This window comes from Pseudothermotoga sp., from assembly GCF_031962025.1.
GTDB lineage: Bacteria > Thermotogota > Thermotogae > Thermotogales > DSM-5069 > Pseudothermotoga_B.
On record NZ_JAVRKW010000004.1, the window covers coordinates 39,275 to 59,897 of the forward strand.

General features: G+C 43.2%; 23 protein-coding genes. 2 read left to right on the forward strand and 21 right to left on the reverse strand.

The window, feature by feature from the left end; translation table 11 throughout:
* Positions 1 to 8: 8 nt before the first annotated feature.
* The 7 genes from AC4E92_RS04510 to AC4E92_RS04540 are packed head-to-tail and all read right to left on the reverse strand — an operon-like array spanning position 9 to position 6,218.
* Positions 9 to 1,052: a 3-methyl-2-oxobutanoate dehydrogenase subunit VorB gene (locus tag AC4E92_RS04510; RefSeq protein ID WP_490239404.1), complete on the reverse strand. Its 1,044-nt coding sequence runs from the start codon at positions 1,050 to 1,052 to the stop codon at positions 9 to 11.
* Positions 1,053 to 1,057: 5 nt separating this feature from the next.
* Positions 1,058 to 1,288: a 4Fe-4S dicluster domain-containing protein gene (locus AC4E92_RS04515; protein WP_490239405.1), complete on the reverse strand. Its 231-nt coding sequence runs from the start codon at positions 1,286 to 1,288 to the stop codon at positions 1,058 to 1,060.
* Positions 1,285 to 1,935, reverse strand: coding sequence for a cobalamin biosynthesis protein CobQ (locus AC4E92_RS04520; protein ID WP_490239406.1), 651 nt, complete (start codon positions 1,933 to 1,935; stop codon positions 1,285 to 1,287). The genes AC4E92_RS04515 and AC4E92_RS04520 overlap by 4 nt, the downstream gene beginning before the upstream one ends.
* A complete protein-coding gene (buk, locus tag AC4E92_RS04525; RefSeq protein WP_490239407.1) occupies positions 1,911 to 3,017 on the reverse strand; it encodes a butyrate kinase in 1,107 nt (368 codons plus the stop codon). The genes AC4E92_RS04520 and buk (AC4E92_RS04525) overlap by 25 nt, the downstream gene beginning before the upstream one ends.
* A 13-nt stretch (positions 3,018 to 3,030) precedes the next feature.
* Positions 3,031 to 3,915 (reverse strand): bifunctional enoyl-CoA hydratase/phosphate acetyltransferase, encoded by an 885-nt coding sequence (locus AC4E92_RS04530; RefSeq protein WP_490239408.1) that lies wholly within the window; start codon positions 3,913 to 3,915, stop codon positions 3,031 to 3,033.
* Positions 3,908 to 4,978, reverse strand: coding sequence for a butyrate kinase (buk, locus tag AC4E92_RS04535; protein WP_490239409.1), 1,071 nt, complete (start codon positions 4,976 to 4,978; stop codon positions 3,908 to 3,910). Before buk (AC4E92_RS04535) ends, AC4E92_RS04530 begins: the two co-directional genes overlap by 8 nt.
* 4 nt (positions 4,979 to 4,982) lie before the next feature.
* Positions 4,983 to 6,218 carry an aminotransferase-like domain-containing protein gene (locus tag AC4E92_RS04540; protein WP_490239410.1) on the reverse strand — a complete coding sequence of 412 codons (1,236 nt, stop codon included), beginning with the start codon at positions 6,216 to 6,218 and terminating at the stop codon, positions 4,983 to 4,985.
* A 201-nt stretch (positions 6,219 to 6,419) separates the two neighbouring features.
* Here AC4E92_RS04540 and AC4E92_RS04545 point away from each other — a divergent pair, with 201 nt between their 5' ends.
* Positions 6,420 to 7,565 carry a pyridoxal-phosphate-dependent aminotransferase family protein gene (locus AC4E92_RS04545; RefSeq protein ID WP_490239411.1) on the forward strand — a complete coding sequence of 382 codons (1,146 nt, stop codon included), beginning with the start codon at positions 6,420 to 6,422 and terminating at the stop codon, positions 7,563 to 7,565.
* Positions 7,562 to 8,473: a D-2-hydroxyacid dehydrogenase gene (locus AC4E92_RS04550; protein ID WP_490239412.1), complete on the forward strand. Its 912-nt coding sequence runs from the start codon at positions 7,562 to 7,564 to the stop codon at positions 8,471 to 8,473. Before AC4E92_RS04545 ends, AC4E92_RS04550 begins: the two co-directional genes overlap by 4 nt.
* A gap of 25 nt (positions 8,474 to 8,498) precedes the next feature.
* Here AC4E92_RS04550 and AC4E92_RS04555 read toward each other — a convergent pair whose 3' ends face one another.
* The 14 genes from AC4E92_RS04555 to hrcA all read right to left on the reverse strand — a co-directional run bounded on the left by AC4E92_RS04555 (position 8,499) and on the right by hrcA (position 20,566).
* Complete coding sequence (locus AC4E92_RS04555; protein ID WP_490239413.1) at positions 8,499 to 9,173, reverse strand: hypothetical protein; 675 nt, start codon at positions 9,171 to 9,173, stop codon at positions 8,499 to 8,501.
* Positions 9,157 to 9,744: a pyridoxal 5'-phosphate synthase glutaminase subunit PdxT gene (pdxT, locus tag AC4E92_RS04560; RefSeq protein ID WP_490239530.1), complete on the reverse strand. Its 588-nt coding sequence runs from the start codon at positions 9,742 to 9,744 to the stop codon at positions 9,157 to 9,159. Before pdxT ends, AC4E92_RS04555 begins: the two co-directional genes overlap by 17 nt.
* Positions 9,745 to 9,746: 2 nt before the next feature.
* Positions 9,747 to 10,622 (reverse strand): pyridoxal 5'-phosphate synthase lyase subunit PdxS, encoded by an 876-nt coding sequence (gene pdxS / locus AC4E92_RS04565; RefSeq protein ID WP_490239414.1) that lies wholly within the window; start codon positions 10,620 to 10,622, stop codon positions 9,747 to 9,749.
* 6 nt (positions 10,623 to 10,628) lie between these two features.
* The gene (locus AC4E92_RS04570; protein WP_490239415.1) at positions 10,629 to 11,930 is read right to left on the reverse strand and encodes a nicotinate phosphoribosyltransferase; all 1,302 of its coding nucleotides are present in this window, start codon (positions 11,928 to 11,930) and stop codon (positions 10,629 to 10,631) included.
* A complete protein-coding gene (locus AC4E92_RS04575) occupies positions 11,927 to 12,454 on the reverse strand; it encodes a cysteine hydrolase family protein (protein WP_490239416.1) in 528 nt (175 codons plus the stop codon). Before AC4E92_RS04575 ends, AC4E92_RS04570 begins: the two co-directional genes overlap by 4 nt.
* Positions 12,455 to 12,480: 26 nt before the next feature.
* Positions 12,481 to 13,455: a thiamine pyrophosphate-dependent enzyme gene (locus AC4E92_RS04580; protein WP_490239417.1), complete on the reverse strand. Its 975-nt coding sequence runs from the start codon at positions 13,453 to 13,455 to the stop codon at positions 12,481 to 12,483.
* Between the two features lie 13 nt (positions 13,456 to 13,468).
* Positions 13,469 to 14,644: a pyruvate synthase subunit PorA gene (gene porA, locus AC4E92_RS04585; RefSeq protein ID WP_490239418.1), complete on the reverse strand. Its 1,176-nt coding sequence runs from the start codon at positions 14,642 to 14,644 to the stop codon at positions 13,469 to 13,471.
* 2 nt (positions 14,645 to 14,646) lie between these two features.
* Entirely contained in the window at positions 14,647 to 14,949 is a 303-nt protein-coding gene (gene porD / locus AC4E92_RS04590) for a pyruvate synthase subunit PorD (RefSeq protein WP_490239419.1), read from the reverse strand.
* On the reverse strand, positions 14,942 to 15,514 hold the full coding sequence (locus tag AC4E92_RS04595) for a 2-oxoacid:acceptor oxidoreductase subunit gamma family protein (protein ID WP_490239420.1): 573 nt from the start codon (positions 15,512 to 15,514) through the stop codon (positions 14,942 to 14,944). The genes porD and AC4E92_RS04595 overlap by 8 nt, the downstream gene beginning before the upstream one ends.
* A gap of 1 nt (position 15,515) precedes the next feature.
* The gene (locus AC4E92_RS04600) at positions 15,516 to 17,120 is read right to left on the reverse strand and encodes a glycoside hydrolase family 57 protein (RefSeq protein WP_490239421.1); all 1,605 of its coding nucleotides are present in this window, start codon (positions 17,118 to 17,120) and stop codon (positions 15,516 to 15,518) included.
* A complete protein-coding gene (locus AC4E92_RS04605) occupies positions 17,117 to 17,788 on the reverse strand; it encodes a DUF4912 domain-containing protein (protein WP_490239422.1) in 672 nt (223 codons plus the stop codon). The genes AC4E92_RS04600 and AC4E92_RS04605 overlap by 4 nt, the downstream gene beginning before the upstream one ends.
* A gap of 150 nt (positions 17,789 to 17,938) precedes the next feature.
* Complete coding sequence (gene dnaJ / locus AC4E92_RS04610; protein ID WP_490239423.1) at positions 17,939 to 19,045, reverse strand: molecular chaperone DnaJ; 1,107 nt, start codon at positions 19,043 to 19,045, stop codon at positions 17,939 to 17,941.
* Positions 19,029 to 19,544: a nucleotide exchange factor GrpE gene (locus tag AC4E92_RS04615; RefSeq protein WP_490239424.1), complete on the reverse strand. Its 516-nt coding sequence runs from the start codon at positions 19,542 to 19,544 to the stop codon at positions 19,029 to 19,031. Before AC4E92_RS04615 ends, dnaJ begins: the two co-directional genes overlap by 17 nt.
* On the reverse strand, positions 19,541 to 20,566 hold the full coding sequence (hrcA, locus tag AC4E92_RS04620) for a heat-inducible transcriptional repressor HrcA (RefSeq protein ID WP_490239425.1): 1,026 nt from the start codon (positions 20,564 to 20,566) through the stop codon (positions 19,541 to 19,543). The genes AC4E92_RS04615 and hrcA overlap by 4 nt, the downstream gene beginning before the upstream one ends.
* Between the last annotated feature and the right edge of the window lie 57 nt (positions 20,567 to 20,623).

Below are 20,623 nucleotides of genomic sequence, written 5' to 3' on the forward strand. Positions count from 1 at the left end.
ATTGCCCCCTAAATTAGACTTTTCAGGTGAGTGAAAATTTCCTCTGGTGTTGGAACAACTCCTGCCATTCTTCCATAAAACTCTATCCTGACTTTTCCACAAATCGCGAGTTTGACATCCTCAAGCATCTGACCTGAACTCATTTCAACGGTCATAACCATGGATGTTTTTTCTGCAGCTTTTGCCAGTGCATCGTAGGGATATGGGTATAAGGTGATTGGTCTGAACAAACCGACTTTTAGACCCTCTTCTCTTGCCATTTTTACAACACTTTTTGCGATTCTTCCAACCGTTCCATGTGCAACGATTAAGATATCTGCATCCTGTGTCTGAAATTGTTCGTATCGAACTTCTTTTTCCTCTATCTGTCGGTATTTTTTTTGCAGTTCTATGTTCATTTTTTCAAGACCGTACGGGTCTATGTTGAATGAGGTTACCTGCCTGGGTGGTCTGTTCTCTGCACCGGTTAGTGCCCAGCTGCTGTTGTCGTAGGTTGCTTCTTTTTCTTCAAAAGCGACTGGTTCCATCATCTGCCCGAGCAAGCCATCCGCAAAGATCAGCACGGGATTTCTGTATTTATCAGCCAGATCAAAGGCAAGTGTTGTGAGTTCTACAGCTTCCTGAACAGTTGAAGGCGAAAGGACAATCAATCTGTAATCACCGTGCCCGCCGCCTTTTGTCGCCTGAAAGTAATCTCCCTGGGATGGCTGGATATCGCCCAGACCGGGTCCTCCACGAACCACATTCACAAAAACAGCAGGCAGTTGAGCACACGCGATGTAAGAAACACCTTCCTGCATCAAACTGAAACCAGGAGATGATGTAGAGGTCATAACGCGCTTTCCAACACTTGAAGCACCATATATCATGTTAACGGCTGCCACTTCACTCTCTGCTTGTAGAAAACTGCCACCAACTTCCGGCAGACGGCGAGCCATGTATTCTGTCAATTCACTCTGCGGTGTAATTGGATAGCCAAAGTAATTACGGCATCCAGCTTTTATAGCGGCTTCTCCTATTGCTTCGACGCCTTTCATCATGACTTTTTTCATTCTCATCACCTCACAGGTTGTGCGGCTTTAAAAACAGTTATACAGGTGTCAGGACACATCATGTAGCAAAAGCCGCAACCGGTACATTTCTCATCTGGGTCGTACTGTTCTGCGGGATGATATCCCTTTGAATTGAATTTGTCTGAAAATCTTATTATCTTCTGTGGACAGGCATTTATGCACAGCCCACATCCTTTACACCTTTCAGCATCAATCTGTATATATGCTTTTCTCAAGATGACTCCTCCTTAGCCTTTACAAATCTTTCTATGTGCAGAATATCAAATCTTCCATTGTAATCAATCGAGTTATCAACCACCGTGAAAGCGACAGGCTTTGCCAGCATTTCTGACGCTTTTTGTAAAATTTTTTCACCTTCGTCGATGATCTTTGGATCGGTTTTGGATCCAAGGTTTGTGTTGTTCACCAGAAAGTCGATTTTCACACCACATCGATTTTCAAAAGTTTTTGCAATTTGTGTGATCTGCTCTGCAGTCTGGCTGAACGGTCTTTTTGTGTTCACAACCAGGTACACACTTGCATCAACAAGGTGTTCTTTGAGATATCCGAGTACAACTACACCGCGTTCATCACCACCGACATCCAGTACAACTCTGTATTCTGGATTGTCAAGGTATCCAGCCACCGACGCGGTAATGATTGGCAAATCTGCGTTCATCAATTTTTCTGGTGCTGTTATGACGACTATGTTGTGAGATTCAAGCACATGCTGAAAATTTCTTATTCTGAAGTACGGCGAAACTATATCCACATCTGCTATGGCAACCTTTTGAAAATCTTTTCTCAATTTAATGGCGTAGTTTATTGCCAGTTCAGTTTTTCCACTTCCATAAAGACCTACAAACACGTGGTTTTTTGCCATCTTTCCGCCTCTTCACGGTAAGATTTATGTTTTTCCTGACCTCTCAGAACTCTAAGAACTCCAAGAGCAAGTGCTTTTTCTTCGTCTCCGCCGGGATACACGATAATCGGTGCGATGAAAGAAACATATTCTTTGAGCCATTTGACCATGTATCTACTGTCATAAGCAAGACCGCCAGTTAAAACTATTGCGTCGACATCTCCACGCAGAGCGGCTGCTGTTTTTCCAATCCATTTTGCTATTTGATACGCCATTGCCCTGTACACGAGTTCGGCGTATTTATCGTTGTTGTCTATCCTCTTTTGAACTTCGATTGCACTGTTTGTCCCAAGGTATGCGACCAATCCACCGTTGCCCTTTATTCTTTTCAGCACCCACTCTTTGGTGTACTTTCCCGAAAAACAAAGGTCTATCAACTGTGTCAGAGGTAAAGTTCCACTGCGCTCAGGAGTAAACGGTCCATCACCGTCCAAGGCATTGTTGACATCTATGACTTTTCCTTTTGAATGAGCACCGATTGAAATTCCGCCACCCATGTGCACAACTATCAGATTTGTGTCTTCATAAGCTTTACCGATCTCAGATGCGGCTCTTCTTGCGGCAGCTTTTTGATTAAGTGCGTGAAAGATCGATTTTCTTGAAATTTCAGGGTGTCCGGAGATTCTCGCTACGTCATCCATTTCATCGACAACCACCGGATCCACTATGTAAGCCTTTACATTGGCAAGCTTGGCAAGTTCGTAAGCGATAATGGCTCCCAGATTAGATGCATGTTCACCATATTTTGCATCTTTGAGTTCTTCGAGCATTGTCTCGTCCACTTCGTAAGTGCCACTGGGTATTGGTCTTAATAATCCTCCCCTGCCGACTATTGCAGAAAAACTGTTCACTGGATAACCATTCTCTTCAATTGATTTGAGAATGACTGACTTTCTAAATTCATACTGATCGAATATGTTTTTGTAAGGCGACAACTCTTCCACGCCATGTCTGAGTGTTTGCGAAAAAACCATTTCTTCATCTTCAAAAATCGCAAATTTCGTTGATGTCGAACCGGGGTTTATCACCAGAATTCTGTACAATTTTCTCATCCTCTCATGCGAGTGTAGCCGCAAGGGCTATCGAATACAATTTAGTTTCGTCTGAATCTGCCCTTGAAGTCAAAACCACTGGCAGTTTCGCACCAAGGATGACAGAAGCAACCTTCGCACCGGCAAGGAAAACCATTGCTTTGTAAAAGATGTTACCCGCTTCTATATCTGGCATGATTAGAATATCTGCATCGCCAGCTACAGGGCTCTCTATTCCTTTGTGCTTTGCAGCCTCAGATGAGATCGCATTGTCCAAGGCAAATGGTCCATCGATGATGCAGTCTTTTATTTGATCTCTGTCGTTCATTTTGCTGAGCACAGCGGCATCAATAGTTGCTGGCATCTTTGCATTCGGGACTTCCACTGCACCGAGAACGGCGACTTTTGGTTTTTCAACACCGAGCTTTTTCATTATCTTCACACTGCTGTTTATCATATCCACTTTCTGATCAAGAGTTGGCGCGATGATCATACCAGCATCGGTTATGGCAAGGAGTTTATGATAAGACGGTATATCGAAAACACTCACCATTGTAATTGTCGTTCCAGTTCTGAGATTGTATTCTTCTTGAAGTACTGTTTTCATTAGATCTGCAGTTTTTACAGCACCTTTCATGAGTAAATCTCCATTTTTTGAAGCCAGCTCAACTGCTTTGACAACTGACTGATCTTTTGGAACATCTATCAACTCGCAGAATGATAGATCCAGTCCAACTTCCTTTGAAAGCTTTCTGATATCCGATTGCGGACCGACCAACACAGGAAGGATTATTTGATATTCGACCGCTAACTTTACAGCACTCAGCACAACATCATCATTTGCCGCAGCTACGATCAGTCTTTTTCTCTTTCCCTTTGATTCTTCAACGAGTTTAGCCAGTCTACTCACTTAGACCACCCCATATCTTTGGAGTTTCTTCGCCCTTGAGAATTCTCAAGGCACCTGATGCGAGTGCTTCCATTTCAAATTCACCTGGTACAACAAAGATGGGAGCGAATTTGTACACGTAGCTTTTTATCCTGTTCACGAAATCGGTACTGTGTGACATTCCACCGGTGAGAACTATCGCATCCACATTACCGCATAGAACAGCACACATGCCACCAATTTCTTTCGCTATTTGATAAGCCATTGCCTGAACAACCAGATCTGCTTTTTTATCTGTCTGCGCCATCTTTAGTATTTCTCTCAGGTCGTTTGTTCCAAAATAGGCAACGAGTCCTCCTTTTCCAATGAATTTCTTTTTGAGCTCGTCTTTTTTGTATTTTCCCGAAAAACACATCCTTGCCACATCACCTACCGGCAGTTCACCTGTTCTTTCAGGACTGAATGGACCTTCATCGTTTGCGTTGTTCACATCGATGATCCTGCCCTTCTTTATGGCTGCGACAGAGATTCCACCGCCAAGGTGCACTGCAACCAGGTTTAATTCTTCGTATTTTTTGTTGAGCTCAAAAGCCACTTTTCTACAGACGGCTTTGATGTTCAGAGCGTGCAGTAAACTCTTCCTTTCTATCTCAGGTATTCCTGAAAATCTCGCTTCTGGAATCATTTCATCAACGGAAACCGGATCTGTTATATAAACAGGTATTTTTCCATCGGCAAGTTCGTACGCTATCACTGCCGCAAGGTTTGAAACGTGCTTGACTGGAGATGAATATTTCAGGTAGTGAACCATCCTTTCGTCAACAATGTAAGTGCCACTTTCAACTGGTGGTAATATTCCTCCACGCGCTGCAATGGCTGAAAAATCAGATTTTTTAAATCCATGTTTTTCAAGAAAGCTGATTATATTATTTTTTCTAAACTCGAGCTGATCCATCAAATCTGGATGTTTATCCAGATCATCAACGCTGTGCTCGACTTTTTCAGAAAGCACGCATTTCTCATCTTCATATACGGCTATTTTTGTCGAAGTCGATCCAGGGTTTATCACCAAAATCCTGTGCATCATGTCACAACCCCTTAAAAGCCCTGTATTTGTCAAAAGCGTCTTTCAACCTTTTTACACCCTCGTAGATGTCTTCTATCGGTGGCAGGCAGAAGGACATTCTCATCGAAGAAGAAGGTTGATCGTACGGTCTGAAAGCCTCACCTGGTATGTAGAAAACTTTGTTTTGTTCTGCGAATTTGAACATTTCCATCGTGTCATATTGTTCTGGCAGTGTGAACCAGACGAAAAGTCCACCATCCGGATTGGTCCATTTCGCTCCTGAAAGATCAGCAAAGTTTTCCTCGAGTGCTTTTACCATTGCATCCTTTTTCTGTCTGTACAGGTCAATCGCCGGCTTTATCTGTTCAAGTATGTCGTATCTTTCAAGATATCTTGCAGCAAGTCTCATCGTCAAAGATGGGCTACACAGATCACTACCCTGCTTTGCAAGTACCAGTTTTCTGATGATTGACTTTTCGGCTACAACCATACCAATTCTCAAGCCGGGGCATAGAATTTTGCTGAAAGTATTTAAAAGTATCACTCTTTCGATTCCACCAATCTTCATCAGTGAAGGAACAAATTCACCTTTAAATCTCAGCACGCCGTATGGATCATCCTCGACTATCAATAGATCGTATTTCTCAGCGATCTGGACGATGGCTTTTCTTTTTTCGAGACTGGTTGTGATTCCCGATGGATTTTGAAAGTTTGAGACTAAGTATATGAATTTTAGATATCTTATCTGGCCAGATTGTTCCAGATCTTTTATTTTCTGCTCAATCATATTTATATCCGGTCCATCATCTTCGAATTTGACAACCAAAAACTGTGGATCTCTCATTCTAAAAGCACTCAATGCACCCAGGTATTCTGGATCTCCGACAAGCACATAGTCACCGGGATCGAGTAAAACTTTTCCGACAAGCTCCAGTGCCTGTTGTGATCCGACTGTTATGAGAATATTTTCTGTAGAAAGATTGTCTATTCCATAGACCCTTTTCAACAAAATCAATATCTGTTTTAAAAGCTCTGGATCACCTTCGGTTACGGAGTATTGGAGTGTGTATCTGTACTCTTTTTCGACGATTTCTGAAGCGATCTGGGCAAGTTCATGTCTTGGAAAGGTTTCCGGGTCTGGGGTACCACCGCCAAAGGAAATAGCGCCCGGGACATTTGCATACTTGAGCAGTTCTCGTATCATCGACGATTTGAGTTTGCCTGCAAGTTTTGAAAATTGGTATTGCGAGCTTTTCATCAAATCACCCCAACATATTTATATCAAATTCGTGCCAAACAAACAACATAACGCTTTTGCTCTTTAGAAGAACTTTTTTATTTTGTGCAAAACATTGCATAGAGCAAATTTTTGCATGCAAGTTTTTACACATCAAAGTCTTTTTATTCTTGCTGACTGTCGTGGTAAACTACAATCGGAAAAATTCAGGGAGGTGTTTTTATGCTGAAGAAAAACTACATTATGGCACCGGGTCCAACTCCCGTACCAATAGATGTGTTGCTTGCGGGAGCAAAAGAGACCATTCATCATCGCACACCGCAGTTCATCGATATAATCCAGAAAACTCTGGAAGAAACCAAGTACCTTTTCCAGACATCTAACAGGGTTTATGTCTTTGTCTCGTCCGGGACAGGAGCAATGGAGGCTGCGGTGACCAATCTGGTCAATCCCGGTGAAAAGGCAATAGTGGTCGTCGCTGGAAAATTCGGAGAAAGATGGAAGGAGATCTGTCAGGCATTTGGCATCGAGGTAGTCGAGATAGCACTCGAATGGGGCGAGGCAGTCACTCCAGAACAAATAGAAGCAGCGATGAAAAAGCATCCTGAAGCAAAAGTCATTTTCACAACGCACAGTGAGACATCCACTGGAACGGTCATTGACTTGAAAGCCATAGCAGAGCTCACGAGAAACACAGATCGCATTCTCGTAACCGATGAAGTGAGTGGCTTACTTGCCGAACCTTTGAAGATGGACGAGTGGGGTGTCGATGTAGTTGTAAGCGGTTCGCAGAAAGGTATTATGATGCCACCCGGTCTTGGATTCATCACTTTGAGCAAGAAAGCCTGGGCACTGGTTGAGCAGAACAAATGTCCAAAATACTATTACGATCTCAGATATTACGACAAGAACTATCCAGATAATCCATGGACACCGGCTGTCAATATGATATACATGCTCAATCAAAGTGTGAAGATGCTCAAAGAAGAAGGTATAGAAAATATCTGGAACAGACACAGAGTACTTGGTGAAGCTACAAGGGCGGCAGTAAAAGCACTTGGGCTTGAGCTGTTCTCGAAAAGACCAGGAAATGTCTGTACAGCTGTGAAGGTTCCACAAGGCATAGAAGGTAAGAAGATAACAAAGATCATGCGCGACAAATATGGAGTTACAATAGCAGGCGGGCAGGGACACATAACGAACACGATTTTCAGAATAGCCCATCTTGGTTATGTTTCGATCTTTGATACAATTACTGCCATATCTGCGCTGGAATTTACACTGCATGAACTTGGTTATCCTGTTAAATTCGGTGAAGGTGTAAAGGCTGCAATGGAAGTATTTCACCGTGAGGGGGTTGCTGGATGATAAGAGTTCATGTGAATGATCCATTGGATCAAGAGGCGTTGAATTTACTCAAGTCCAAGGCTCAGCTCGATGTCACCAGCGAACATCTTGAGAAAGACAAGCTGTTGAATTTGATGCCGCAGATCGAGGTGTTGATAGTCAGAAGTGCAACAAAGGTGACTAAAGAAATCATCGACATGGGTGTGAAACTCAAGATCATCGGAAGAGCTGGCGTAGGTCTGGACAACATAGATGTGAATGCCGCAAAGGAAAAAGGCGTGAAGGTGTTGAATACACCCGGTGCAAGCGCAGTATCTGTCGCAGAACTCACATTCGGTTTAATGATAAGTGCGGCAAGGCACATCGCAAGAGGAACGAAAGATTTGAAAGACGGATTGTGGACCAAAAAGGAACTCGAAGGGCACGAACTCTTTGCAAAGACCTTGGGTATCATAGGTCTTGGAATGATAGGCAAAGAGGTCGCCAAAAGGGCTTTAGCCTTTGGAATGAAAGTAATAGCGTATGATCCCTTGGTGTCGAGTTTTGAAAATGTGAAAATGGTCGATCTGGATGAACTTTACAGATCATCTGATTTCATAACTTTGCATGTTCCAATGACTGAGCAGACAAAGCACATGATAAACCGCAAAACTATCGAAAAAATGAAAAAAGGTGTAATAATAGTGAATGCATCCCGTGGAGGAGTAATCGACGAAGAAGCACTGTATGAAGCACTTGTCAGCGGAAAAATTTACGCGGCTGCACTCGATGTCTTTGAAGTTGAACCACCCCAAGATGAGCTCAGAAAAAAGTTGCTTCAGCTTCCAAACGTAGTTGCCACACCACATATAGGTGCTTCCACATACGAGGCACAGGAAAAAGTCGGCAGGGAGCTTGTGGAAAGAATCTTTAAAGAACTTGGAATCTAAAAGGGCGGCTTTTCAACCGCCCTTTTTATTCTACCACCGTAATTTGCTGTGCTTTTTTCATTGCATCTAAAAGTGCATCTTCGAGTTTCAATATCAATTCTGAAGAATCGGCTATCTGAGGTGTTATCTGACAGATTGCCGATACAATCTGTGGAGAATGTTTTGGGATTTTTATTCTTCTTGAATGTCTCAACAATCTTGCGACAAAAATTCTTGCACCGTCTATCTGCGTGTATGGCAGAAGGGCTATCAGGGTATTTTTGTCATAAAGAAAGATCTTGTCAGAAACCCTTGCCTGTCTTTTTGCGCTGTTGTATATAGCTCTGACGGCAAGTTCATTTTCATTCACCAACCTCACCATGGCGATGGAAAGTGGCAGGTTGTACCTCTGCGATTTGTAGATCTCTTCATCCAGGAATGATTCAACACTGCAATGAGTGATAACATAGCAGTACAAAAGTTTGAATTTCATCAGATAATAGTCAAGAGATTGTCCTGGTAGAAGGACATCGATGATTTGATTCAAATCTTCGGGTATGGATTTACTCACAATCACGGTATCAATCAGTGGGTGTACTTTTTCACCAACGAAAAGATCCGCATCTTTTTCGTCAGCCACAGCCAAGCCACAGCACATACTGACTGCCTGAAGAATATTTTGCTTGGTTTCCTCATCAGAAAGATCAATATACACCCGCATACTTCACGCCCGCCATTCTCAAAAAATATTCGTGTACGCGCAGATCATTCCCCAGTTCAGGATGGAAGGAACCTGCCAGTAAATTTTCCTGCTGGACGAGCACCGGAGAACCTTCGTAACTTGCCAGAACTTCTACTTTTTCACCCCATTCAACGATCTTTGGTGCTCTGATGAAAATTGCTTTGAACCCGTCTCCTATTGACTTGATGTCCAAATAGACTTCGAAGCTTTCAACCTGCCTGCCGTAAGCATTTCTCTCTACGGTGATGTCCATCAATCCAAAACTGTACTGATCAGGATAATTTGCTATCTTTTTTGCCAGAAGGATCATGCCGGCACAGGTACCATAAACAGGCATACCCTCTAAAACTCTCTTTTTGAGCTCATCTGCTATGCCGGTTATTCTCGCAAGTCTACCAATTGTTGTTGACTCACCACCGGGTATTATAAGTCCTCTGACCCTTTTTAAATCATCGACGGTCTTGACAATTATTGCCTCGGCATGAAGTTTCTGCAAAGCCCACAGATGTTCTCTAAAGTCCCCCTGCAATCCAAGAACTCCAACAACCAATTTTACCATCCTCTCTCCTGCATGCGGACTTCAAGTGATTCAACCTCAAGTCCCGGCATAGGTTCTCCTATATCTTCGGATACTTTTAAGAGCATCTCTGGATCGTTCCAGTAAGTAACTGCCATGACTATTGCCCTTGCCATCTTTGCGGGATCTTTTGATTTGAAGATTCCAGATCCCACAAAAACTCCATCGGCACCGAGCATCATCATCAAAGCGGCATCTGCAGGTGTAGCAACTCCGCCGGCTGCGAAATTCACAACGGGCAGTCTTCCAAGCCTTTTAACCTCTCTCACAAGCTCAACGGGTGCTCCTATTTCTTTGGCGTATGCAACAAGTTCATCGTCGAGCATCGTCGTAACTTTTCTTATGTCGTCCATGACCCTTCTCATGTGCTTTACGGCTTCTACGACATTACCCGTTCCAGCCTCACCTTTGGTTCTAATCATCGCAGCACCTTCGGCGATTCTTCTGAGTGCTTCTCCAAGGTCCCGTGCACCGCAAACAAATGGTACTTTGAATTCGTGCTTGTTGATGTGAAATCTATCGTCTGCTGGAGTGAGCACCTCGGATTCGTCTATGAAATCTACCCCGAGTGCCTCCAAGATTCTGGCTTCTGCAATGTGACCGATTCTCACCTTTGCCATGACGGGTATCGAAACAGCTTCCATTATTTCTTTTATTTTGGCGATGCTTGCCATGCGCGCCACTCCACCGGCTTTTCTTATATCAGCCGGGACACGTTCAAGCGCCATAACAGCTACCGCACCGGCTTCTTCTGCAATTTTTGCCTGTTCCGCGGTCGTCACGTCCATTATGACTCCGCCTTTAAACATATCTGCGAATCCGGTTTTCACAGTCCAGGTTCCTTTTTCCATAGCTATTCACACCTCCTCCCAATATCTTTTTGGAACAATCTCAAGCCTTGAAAGATCCTGTTTGGACCTGCCAACTTTTGCGCAGGGCTTTTTATTCACTTCGACGATGTCTGCAGTTATATCAACTTTATGCCTGAGCAATTTTGAACCAACTGCGTAGACATCAACCGGCACCTTTAGTTTTTCAAAAAGCGCTATCCTATCGGCATCAAAACCACCGGATACAACTATTTTTAAACCTTTTAAGCCGACTTTATCGAATTCCTGTCTTGCACGCCAGACCAGTTCAGGGCAAACTCCAAGTGAAGATTCATCTCTGGGAACAACGGAAACATCCCTGAGATTTCCAGATGTATCGAAGCGAACACCCCAGATCTTTCCCTTTCCTTCTCCTATAATGGGAGCGGGATCTGTTACACCAAGAACAAAGGGTTTTCCAGTCTGTTCTTCATAGAATGCCTTAATCACTTTAAAAGTTGTCCCGATGACATCATTGTCCCAGTCCACCAGAATAATGCGATTCACACTCGCCGGCATGTGTTTGTCAAAGGCAATAGCAGCGGCTTCGGTGCTACCGTCATAAGCTGCTATCAGCGCGTGGGGCATTGTTCCCATCGATTCTGCACCCCAGTAATCTGCATTTGCATCAGTTGAGACGCCAAACGCACCGGCACACAGAGCAGCGTAACCATCGGTCGTCTGGACCCAATAATGGTCAAATCTCGCGCTGAAATAGAGAACAGGCTTACCGTTTGCCGCTTTTACAACATTTTTGACAGCCGTCGCAGTACTCGTTGCACGTGCTATGACACCCAACAGGATTGTTTCAAGATAACCAAAATACGTTGGATCACCCTCTATGGTCATTATTGGTTCCCATTCTTTTGCTTCTTCACCATCGTACAGAGCCTTTACTTCTATTTCTTCCCATTTATCCACCCACAGATCGTTCAGTTTCATTCTCAATTCCCATTTCTTTTTTGTATAATCCAGGACAAGATCGGTTTTCATGTCCACCGATGCAGCCTGTATTGCTTTGTCGAGCATCAGGGTTTGTCTAAAAATTTCCTTTGCCTTTTCTTCATCGCGGTAATATCCGGTTGCAAATCTGAGTATTGCAAGTGCTTCATCTAAACCAACCACCACACAATCTTTTCTTGGAAAAAATTGGTACAAAACCTGCGGGTGTCTATTATCTTTTTTCAGCACCTCAACGTATCTTGTGAAATAGATGTCAGAGTAATAATTGTTTCGTATGCGGTCTATTGGTACCTTGAATACTTTTGGGTCCAGCCTCTTTTTTCTCATTGGACCACCTCGGCACCGAGAACGTCTTTCATCAACCTGATAGCACATCTGTGTAACTGTGAATCGTACGACGCGGTGGCTTTTTCATGCACTCTCACCTTTATTCCCCTGTTTCTCAATTCCTCAACTGTGAAAAGAACACATATATGAGTGACAACACCGCATACATCAACTTCGCTTATTGAAAATCTGCCGATTAACTCGTCCAGATTCGTACCGTAAAAGGCACTGTATCTGGTTTTATGAATCGAAAAATGTTTTTCATAGTTCTCAAGCTGTGTTTTCAGGGGTTCAACGATTTCTGCGCCCGGGGTATTTTTAACACAATGTCTTTGCCACAAGGCAAACTCGGCATCATCGAAATCGTGCCAGTCCTGTGTTGTGATTATTATCCAGGAATTTTCAATTGCCTTTTTTGCCAGATCAATCGCAGGCGCGATTACCTTTTCTGCGCCCGCAAAATAAAGAGCACCGTTTTGCTGGACAAAATCATTCTGTAAATCCACAATTATCAAGGCGCGCATCTGTCTACCTCCAGATTGGCGCACATCTATCTTATTGGTTTGTCCTTTGTTGCATTCTCAAGAGCAAGCAGCCTTTCCCAGCGTCTGTCTACGTACTGTTGAATTTCATTGATTATTTCCTGAGCATCCGGTCTTTGCAGCATCAATCTGAATCTTTCCTGTGCCTTTATAAACTCAGAAACGGGCTTAAAAGTATTTGGTTTTCTTGTTATTCTGTAGACTCCACGGTCCACTTCATACAGGGGCCAGTATTTGGTCTGAACGGCGAGTTTTGTGATATCCACCGTTTGATCTTCAGGAACCCTCCAGTATCTCACACAAGGACTGAGAGCGGCAATGAAAGAGGGACCTTCAAAAGATAGGGCTTTTTCGATCTTGCTCATGAAATCCATTGGCTCACTAATGGTCACTGTTGCAGCATAGACATATTCATGTCCTGCGATTATCTCGACTATATTCTTCTTCAACTGAACCTTTCCGGGGATCTTTTTCCCGACAGGGGCGGTTGTCGTATCTGCACCCGGGGGTGTTGAACCGGATCTCTGATTTCCCGTGTTCATGTACCCTTCGTTGTCGTAGAGAATGTAAATGAATTTGTGACCTCTTTCCACAGCACCTGAAAGCGATTGAAGACCTATATCGTATGTGCCACCATCACCACCGAAGGCAAAGAATGCGTATTTTTTATCAGAGGGTATTTTTCCCGCTTTTTTCAAAGCTCTATACGCAGTTTCAACACCACTTATTGTTGCTGCCACATTTTCAAATGCGTTGTGTATATATGGGACACTCCAGGAAGTAAATGGGTATATTGTCGAAGAAACTTCCATACAGCCGGTTGCAAAACCAATAACAGGTTCATAGCCAAGGGTTTTCGCAGTCATCAAAGCCAGCTTCACTGTTATTGGTGCACCACAGCCCGGGCACATCCTGTGACCCTGTGTTAGTCCAGTTTCTTTATCGGTGAAAACTTCTGCAAGTTTCTTCATGGTCAACGGCATACAATGCACCTCCTCATTCTCTAAGACCAAGGTACAGTTCCTGGTCCGCAACAAGTTCATGTCTCATGGCTTTTTCAAATGCAAATCTTATATGTTCCGGGTTTATGTCTCTTCCGCCAAGGCCATAGACAAAAGATCCAAGTAAAGGTCTTGATGCAGCTTCATAGAGAGAAGACTTTATTGCTTCATAAAGTGGTGCCTCAGCTCCAAATGAAGCTGACCTGTCCAGCACGACAACTGCTCTTCTTCCAGTTAAAAGTCGCTGAATCTCGGCTTTGGGGAATGGTCTGAACATCCATATTTTCAGCAAGCCCACTTTTTTACCTTCTTCTCTCAACTGGTCAACGACGTATTTGATCGTTCCATTTGTTGAACCCAGAGCAACCATGACGTACTGTGCATCATCCATTTTGTATGGTTCCACGAAATTGTATTTTCTGCCGGTTATTTTGTAAAATTCCTCGGCTATACCTGGAAAGATCTTGAACACGTTCTTCATCGCTTCAATCTGCTGTCGCTTGTGTTCAAAGTAATAATCATACAGATCAAGAGGACCGTATGTGACGGGATGTTCTGTATCGAGCAACGGGTACAATGGTTTGAGTTCACCCACAAAATTCTTTACAACTTCATCGGGTAACAGTTCAACAGGTTCAACACCATGGGAAATTATGAACCCATCCTGATTCACCATGACAGGGAGTCTTACCTGTTCATGCTCCGCAAGCCTGACTGCCATGATTGTCAGATCGTAAACTTCCTGAGCATCTTCGCAGAACAGCTGTATCCATCCAGAATCTCTTTCTGCCATCGTGTCACTGTGGTCGCAGTGGATGTTTATTGGACCGCTCAGTGCTCTATTGACAACGGGCATTACCACTGGCAGTCTCATAGAAGCGGCAATGTACACGATTTCATGCATGAGAGCCAGTCCGTTTGCGCTTGTCGCAGTCATCGCTCTTGCGCCCGCAGCCGCCGCACCAACAACAGCACTCATGGCACTGTGCTCACTTTCAACGGGTATCATCTCTGTTCTCACTACACCATCAGCAACGTATTTTGCAAAGTATTCAACTATTGGTGTCTGCGGAGTGATTGGATAAGCAGCCACAACATCCGGTTCAATCTGTTTCATAGCGTATGCGGCTGCCTGTGCACCCGTGATTGCTTCTTTATGAGTTTTAATCATATTCATTCCTCCTTGTGTACAAATTCAGTCTCGGGTTTCATTTCAATGGCTTTTTTCGGACAGACATTCGCACAGATGCCGCAACCTTTGCAATAAAAGTAATTGATGCCTTTCATCACAGAATTCTCCTGCATGATTGCCTGATCCGGACAGTAAAACCAGCACATCATACAATCTATACATTTGGATCTATCGTAAACCGGTCTTTTTACACGCCAGTCACCTGTTCTGTACTTGCGAGCAGTACCCGGTTCCGTTATGATTCCACCGATTGGAATCTCGTTCCATTTCTTGAGCTCAGCCACTGCAGCTCACCTCCTCATAGCCTCTCCTCAAAGCCCTGATATTTGCTTGAAGCATATCTGCGGAAAGCTTCTTTTCAAACATTCCGCGGATTTTCTGTTCAGCCGCTTCGAGTGTAATCAGCCCTGTAACCTTGGCGATGGTTCCAAGTATCACGGTATTGGGTATACCTCTTTTGATCTCTTCAAGGGCGATATCCGTTGCTCTTATAGTGCATATCTTTCCGTTGAATCCCGTCTTTTTTCTGATGTATTCAATTGGATGAGTTGTGTTGACTATTAACACACCTTTTTCGTCCAGACCCTCGACAACGCTCGCAGAAAGAAGTGTGTCATCTATGACTACAACAACATTTGGCTTCTCAACTGCGGAATGGATTGTTATTCTCTGATCACTGATTCTGTTGAAGGCTTTCATTGGAGCTCCTGATCTCTCAGCACCGTATTCAGGAAAAGCCTGAGCATATTTACCCATGTCCAGAACAGCTTCGGCAAGCAACTGAGAAGCACTTTTTGCACCTTGTCCTGCTCTTGAGTGCCACCTGATCTCATAGTATTTGGTAGACACTTTATCCCTCCTCTCGAAGTTTTTCATCCAGATACATTCGGTAATCGAGCCACGGAAAAATGGCGTCCATTTTTTCAATTTTTTCAAGATACTGCTCATCTATATTATTGCTCATAAACTGATTCTCAAGATCTAAAAACCTTTTCACATGCGTTTTGATTCTGTTAACAGCATATTCGACGCTGGTTCTTGTGGTTAAAATGAATGCCCAATCACTGGATTGTAAAAGCAAAAGTTCTCTGAGCATCTGGTTCAGTACTCTGATTTTCAGTGGATCGGTTTCATTTTCATACTGCCTTGCCAGTTTTGTCATGCGGTCATGGAGTTCATTCATGTGCAGGTATATCCAGTCATTGTGTCCATTCAGCCAGGTCTCGTTGTAACCACCAGATCCCCATGAAGAAGTGGCTGGTGTGAGTATCTGGAATGTATCAAATTTCTCCAGAATGTCTAAAGCCGTTGCCACTCTTAGAGACTTGTTTTTGGCGGCTTCTCTGAAGAAGTATTCGATGAATTCTGGACCTTCAAACCACCAGTGTCCGAACAGTTCTGTATCAAACGGAGCTACGATCACCGGCGGTTGTCCGAAAACATCGTACAGTTTTTGTATCTGATCGAGTTTTTTGTTGAGAAAGTCTATTGCGTGTTCTTTAGCGGCATTCAGAGCTTCCTGACGATTGTACAACTGCTTCTGGTTTAGAGGTGTCTGCTTGGAAGTTATTCTGTGGTATTTTATTCCGGTATTGACTCTCACACCGCTTGGGTCGATGTAAGGTTTTATATAATCAAAATCTCTGTCAAATCCAACATCTCTGTAGAATTCTCTGTATCTGTAATCACCAGGATATCCAGTCGTTGCACTCCACACCTGCTCGCTTGACTGTGGATCTCTTGCAAAAACAAAGACGCCCGAAGGAGTCATCACAGGTCTGTATACACCGTATTTTGGTTTCTCATCAGCATACCACAATCCATGCGAATCAACAAAAAAGAATTCCAGCCCGTGTCTTTTTAGAAATTCATCGAGCCCTTGAAAATAACCGCATTCAGCGAGCCAGATTCCTTTTGGTGCAAAACCCAATCTCTCCTGAAATGCCCGCACCCCTATGCCGATCTGTGCATTAACGGCATTTGGTTGATGCTGCATCAGAGGCAGAAATGCATGAGTGGCATTACAGGTGATGAGTTCTAAATAACCTTCATTGGCGTATTTTGCAAAACCTTTTGAAAGATCGTAATTGAGATTTTCGTAATATTCCAGAACCTGTGTGAATCTGTCTTTATAGAAAACAGCCAGAGCCTTTTCTTCCTGGCTCTGGGCATGTGAGATCTCTTTATCGCTCAGCTCTATCAATTTGTTTATGTGTGAGATGAATTTTTCTGTAAGTCCATTTGTTTTTGTCATCTCAAGCAGTGGAGGGGTAAGGGAGATGGTTAGCTTGAAAGGTATGCCGTCTTTTTCAAGCCTGTCAAAAACCATCAGAAGAGGTATGTAGCTTTCTATCAGTGCTTCGAAGAACCATCTCTCTTCAAGAAAAGTTTCATGCTCTGGATGATGAACGTATGGAAGATGAGAATGAAGAGTCAAACAAAAATACCCAGTCATAGTCCAACACCACCAGAAATAGCACTCTTTGAACTGAAAATGCCGATGTGCTCAACCGGTTTTATCAATACTTCTCCAATTGTGACGACCTGCTTCTTGCCTTTGACAAACCATCTCTGCCTGTTTGTAGTGGCTGGCGAGTCAGAAGGAGTTCTGCACAGGTTTGATCTGAGAACTGGCACGAAGGTATCCTGTGCTTTGTAGCCGATTTCAGCTATGTAATCGGCATTTGCACACGGAACGTGAAAGTAATAATTTCGACATACTCCAAGATCTACACCCGCTTCGAAAACCCGGTGTGCGTTTTTACCATCGAACAGGATATAGGTCACATCGTAAAGTCTCACGACTACGTTGCCTGTCTTTGCCATTTTTTCATACGTTTGCTTTGAAAGATCCCAGTAAAGGAACAGAAGATGGGGATTCACCACAAGCAGTGACAATCTGTCAGATTCATAAGAGTTTGGGATTTGATCTATTTTTTCCGTGGGTGGCTGTGTGATTTTTTCCTGTTCCTCTAACTTAAAAGCGTATTCTCTGAGTGCTCTATAAACTTCGTTTTTTTTCATTCTTTTTTTGATCTTCAGACCGAGTTTTTTTGCGAGGGCTTTGGCTTGCTGAATAGTGGGCTGGCTTTCAAGAAAATTAAGCACTTCCTGGCGATTCACGGTAGGCGCCCCCTTTTGCAAAATATTTACACTATATTCTATCATGTTCTCATAATGTTGTAAATAGTTGAAAAAAAGAGAAAAAGGGTCTTTTTAAGACCCTGCCAGGAAATAAATGTTAAAAATCAGGTGGACTTTGGCGTAGTTTTGTTATATATTCGTTCCTCTTATTTTTGCGATTTCTTTGAGCAGTTTTGCCTCTTCAGAGGTTATATTGTCTGGTATTCTCACATTGACTGTGACGTACAGATCACCGCGTCTTCCAGTTCTTACTGATGGTGCTCCTTCGCCTTTCAAGCGAAAGATACTGCCCGGTTGTGTTCCAGCAGGTATTCTCAGCATGGTTGAACCGCCGGTGGGAAGATCGAGTTTTATTGTCGTTCCCAGTATTGCTTGAATGTAATCGATTGATATATCTATGTAGATATCATCATCCTGTCTTCTGAATCTTTTATCTGGTTTGACGTGTACTGTGACATAAAGATCTCCGTATGGACCACCGTTGTATCCGGCATTGCCAGCTCCATCAATTCTCAATCTTGTCCCGTCTGAAACCCCGGCTGGTATATTCACGGTTGTTCTGATTCGCCTTTTGACTCTACCCGTTCCACCACAAACGTGGCATTTTTCCTTGATCACCTTGCCGGTTCCACCGCAGGTGTTACATGTCCTGGTGCTGACAAAAACGCCGAAGATACTGCGTCTTTCTTCTCTTATGACGCCTGTTCCATGGCATCTCGGACAGGTCTGATAACCGCTGCCCGGCTCAACTCCCTGACCGTCGCAGTGTTCACATTTTTCAAATCTATCGTATTCAATAGGAATCTGTTTTCCAGTCAGAGATTCGGCAAAATCTATTTCCACTGTGACTGAGATATCCTCACCCGATCTTCGGCGAGTCTGCTGTCTTTCTTCGGCACCGCGTTCACCAAAGAATATGTCGAAAATATCTCTGCCAAAAAAGCTCTCAAAATCTTTGAAGACATCTTCAAAGGTGGTCCCGGCGCCTTGCTGTGAAAATTCGGTTTCTCCAACATAGCCAAAGCGATCGTACATGGCTTTTTTCTGAGGATCGCTCAGTACTTCGTAAGCCTCCTGTATTTCTTTGAACTTTTCCTCTGCTTCTTTTTTATTCTCAGGATGCAAATCTGGATGCCACTGTTTAATGAGTTTTTTGTAGGCTTTTTTTATGTCTTCCTGTGATGCATCCTTACTGACACCCAGTATTGCGTAATAGTCTTTACTCTGTCTTGGCACTTTCTCCACCTCTTGGTTTTATTGCAACTCTCACCTTTACCGGTTTGACTATCTTGTTGTGGAATTTGTAACCATCTTCCAGTACTTTTATCACTGAATATTCCTCATGTTCATTGGTTTCTACTTTTTCGACTGCTTCATGTTCAAAAGGATCGAATTTTTCTTTGGCTTCTATTTTGAAGAAACCTTCATCGTTCAACACTTTCCACAATTTTTTGTAGATCATCTCCATTCCTTTATAAAAGTTTTTGTAAGAGTGTGATTGTTCTACTTCTTTGAAAGCCCTCTCCATGTCGTCCAGTACCGGTATGAGCTTTGTGAGAAAGTATTCATTTGCATTTTTTATGATTTGCTCTCTTTCTCTGAGTGAGTCTTTTTTGTAGTTTTCGAACTGGGCTTTGAGTTCTCTCAGATATGCCAAAAGCTCTGTGTTCTGCTGCTGGAGTTTTTCAACTGTCTGCTGGTCTTCCTGCACTGGTTTTTTTTCATTGTCGTTCATCTTTTTCCCTCCTCTCTTGTCGCAACTGTGAAATATTCGGTGAGCCGACTTACCATATATCTCAACGAGTTGAAGATATCTTCGTATTTAACAACTTTTGACGTTATCACAATGACCTTGCCCATGAGTTTTTCTTCTTTTTTGTAACCATCTGCGAAGATGGCAAAATTCTCCAAACCCTGAATACCGTGCTCGGAGCCTATGAAAACCGCTGGGAGTTGTTCAATCTTCTGGAGCGTCTTTTTCAAAAGTATATCATCTGAAAAGAAGTTAGAGAGTTTTCTTATTTCATCTATATTGAAATACTCGGCATTTATCAACGTATCAATTCCAACTTTCACAAGATTGCTGGAAGAATCCTCTCTCAGTGCGTTGATCAGATGCTCGGATAGGTCCAGAAGATACTGATCCACCTCGGTTTCAATTTTTCTGTCACCTATGTTTTCAATAGTTTGTCCTCTTAGAAGTTCGTTCATCATGTTTTCTAAGGAGAGATAATCTATTTCGTAAAAAGTCCTGAAAGGTATGAATTTGACCAGCCCCAGTTCGGTGATCAGCGAAACGACGTTGTATGTCCTGGTTATCGGTGCTATGGATATTCTGAGTATTTTCAACTTGTCCACAGCCGGCTTTTCAAGAATAACTGCACCTTTTGTGATGCGCGACAGAGCTATTGCCGCGCCTGTCAGGATTTTTTCCATATCGCCAAAGGTCATCGGATATTTTGAATGAATAGAAGCCGAATGCTGGGTGTATTCTTTTATCAAACTCAAGGTCTCATCCACGTAAAATCTGTAGCCCTTATCTGTTGGTACCCGACCAGCAGAAGTGTGGGGCTGGTGCAGATAACCGAGATATTCAAGCCTTCTAAGATCGTTTCTCACAGTCGCACTGCTGCACGAAACATCTGAAGCCTCAAGAACACGTTCCGAACTGACAGGCTTCTTTGTAATTATGTATTCTCTGACCACACAGTAGAGAATCTTCTTCTGCCGTTCGTTTATTTTCCCTTCCCGTTTCATTTTTATCACTCACCATATTCGAGTGCTAATTTTAGCATATCACAGAGTGTAAACCTT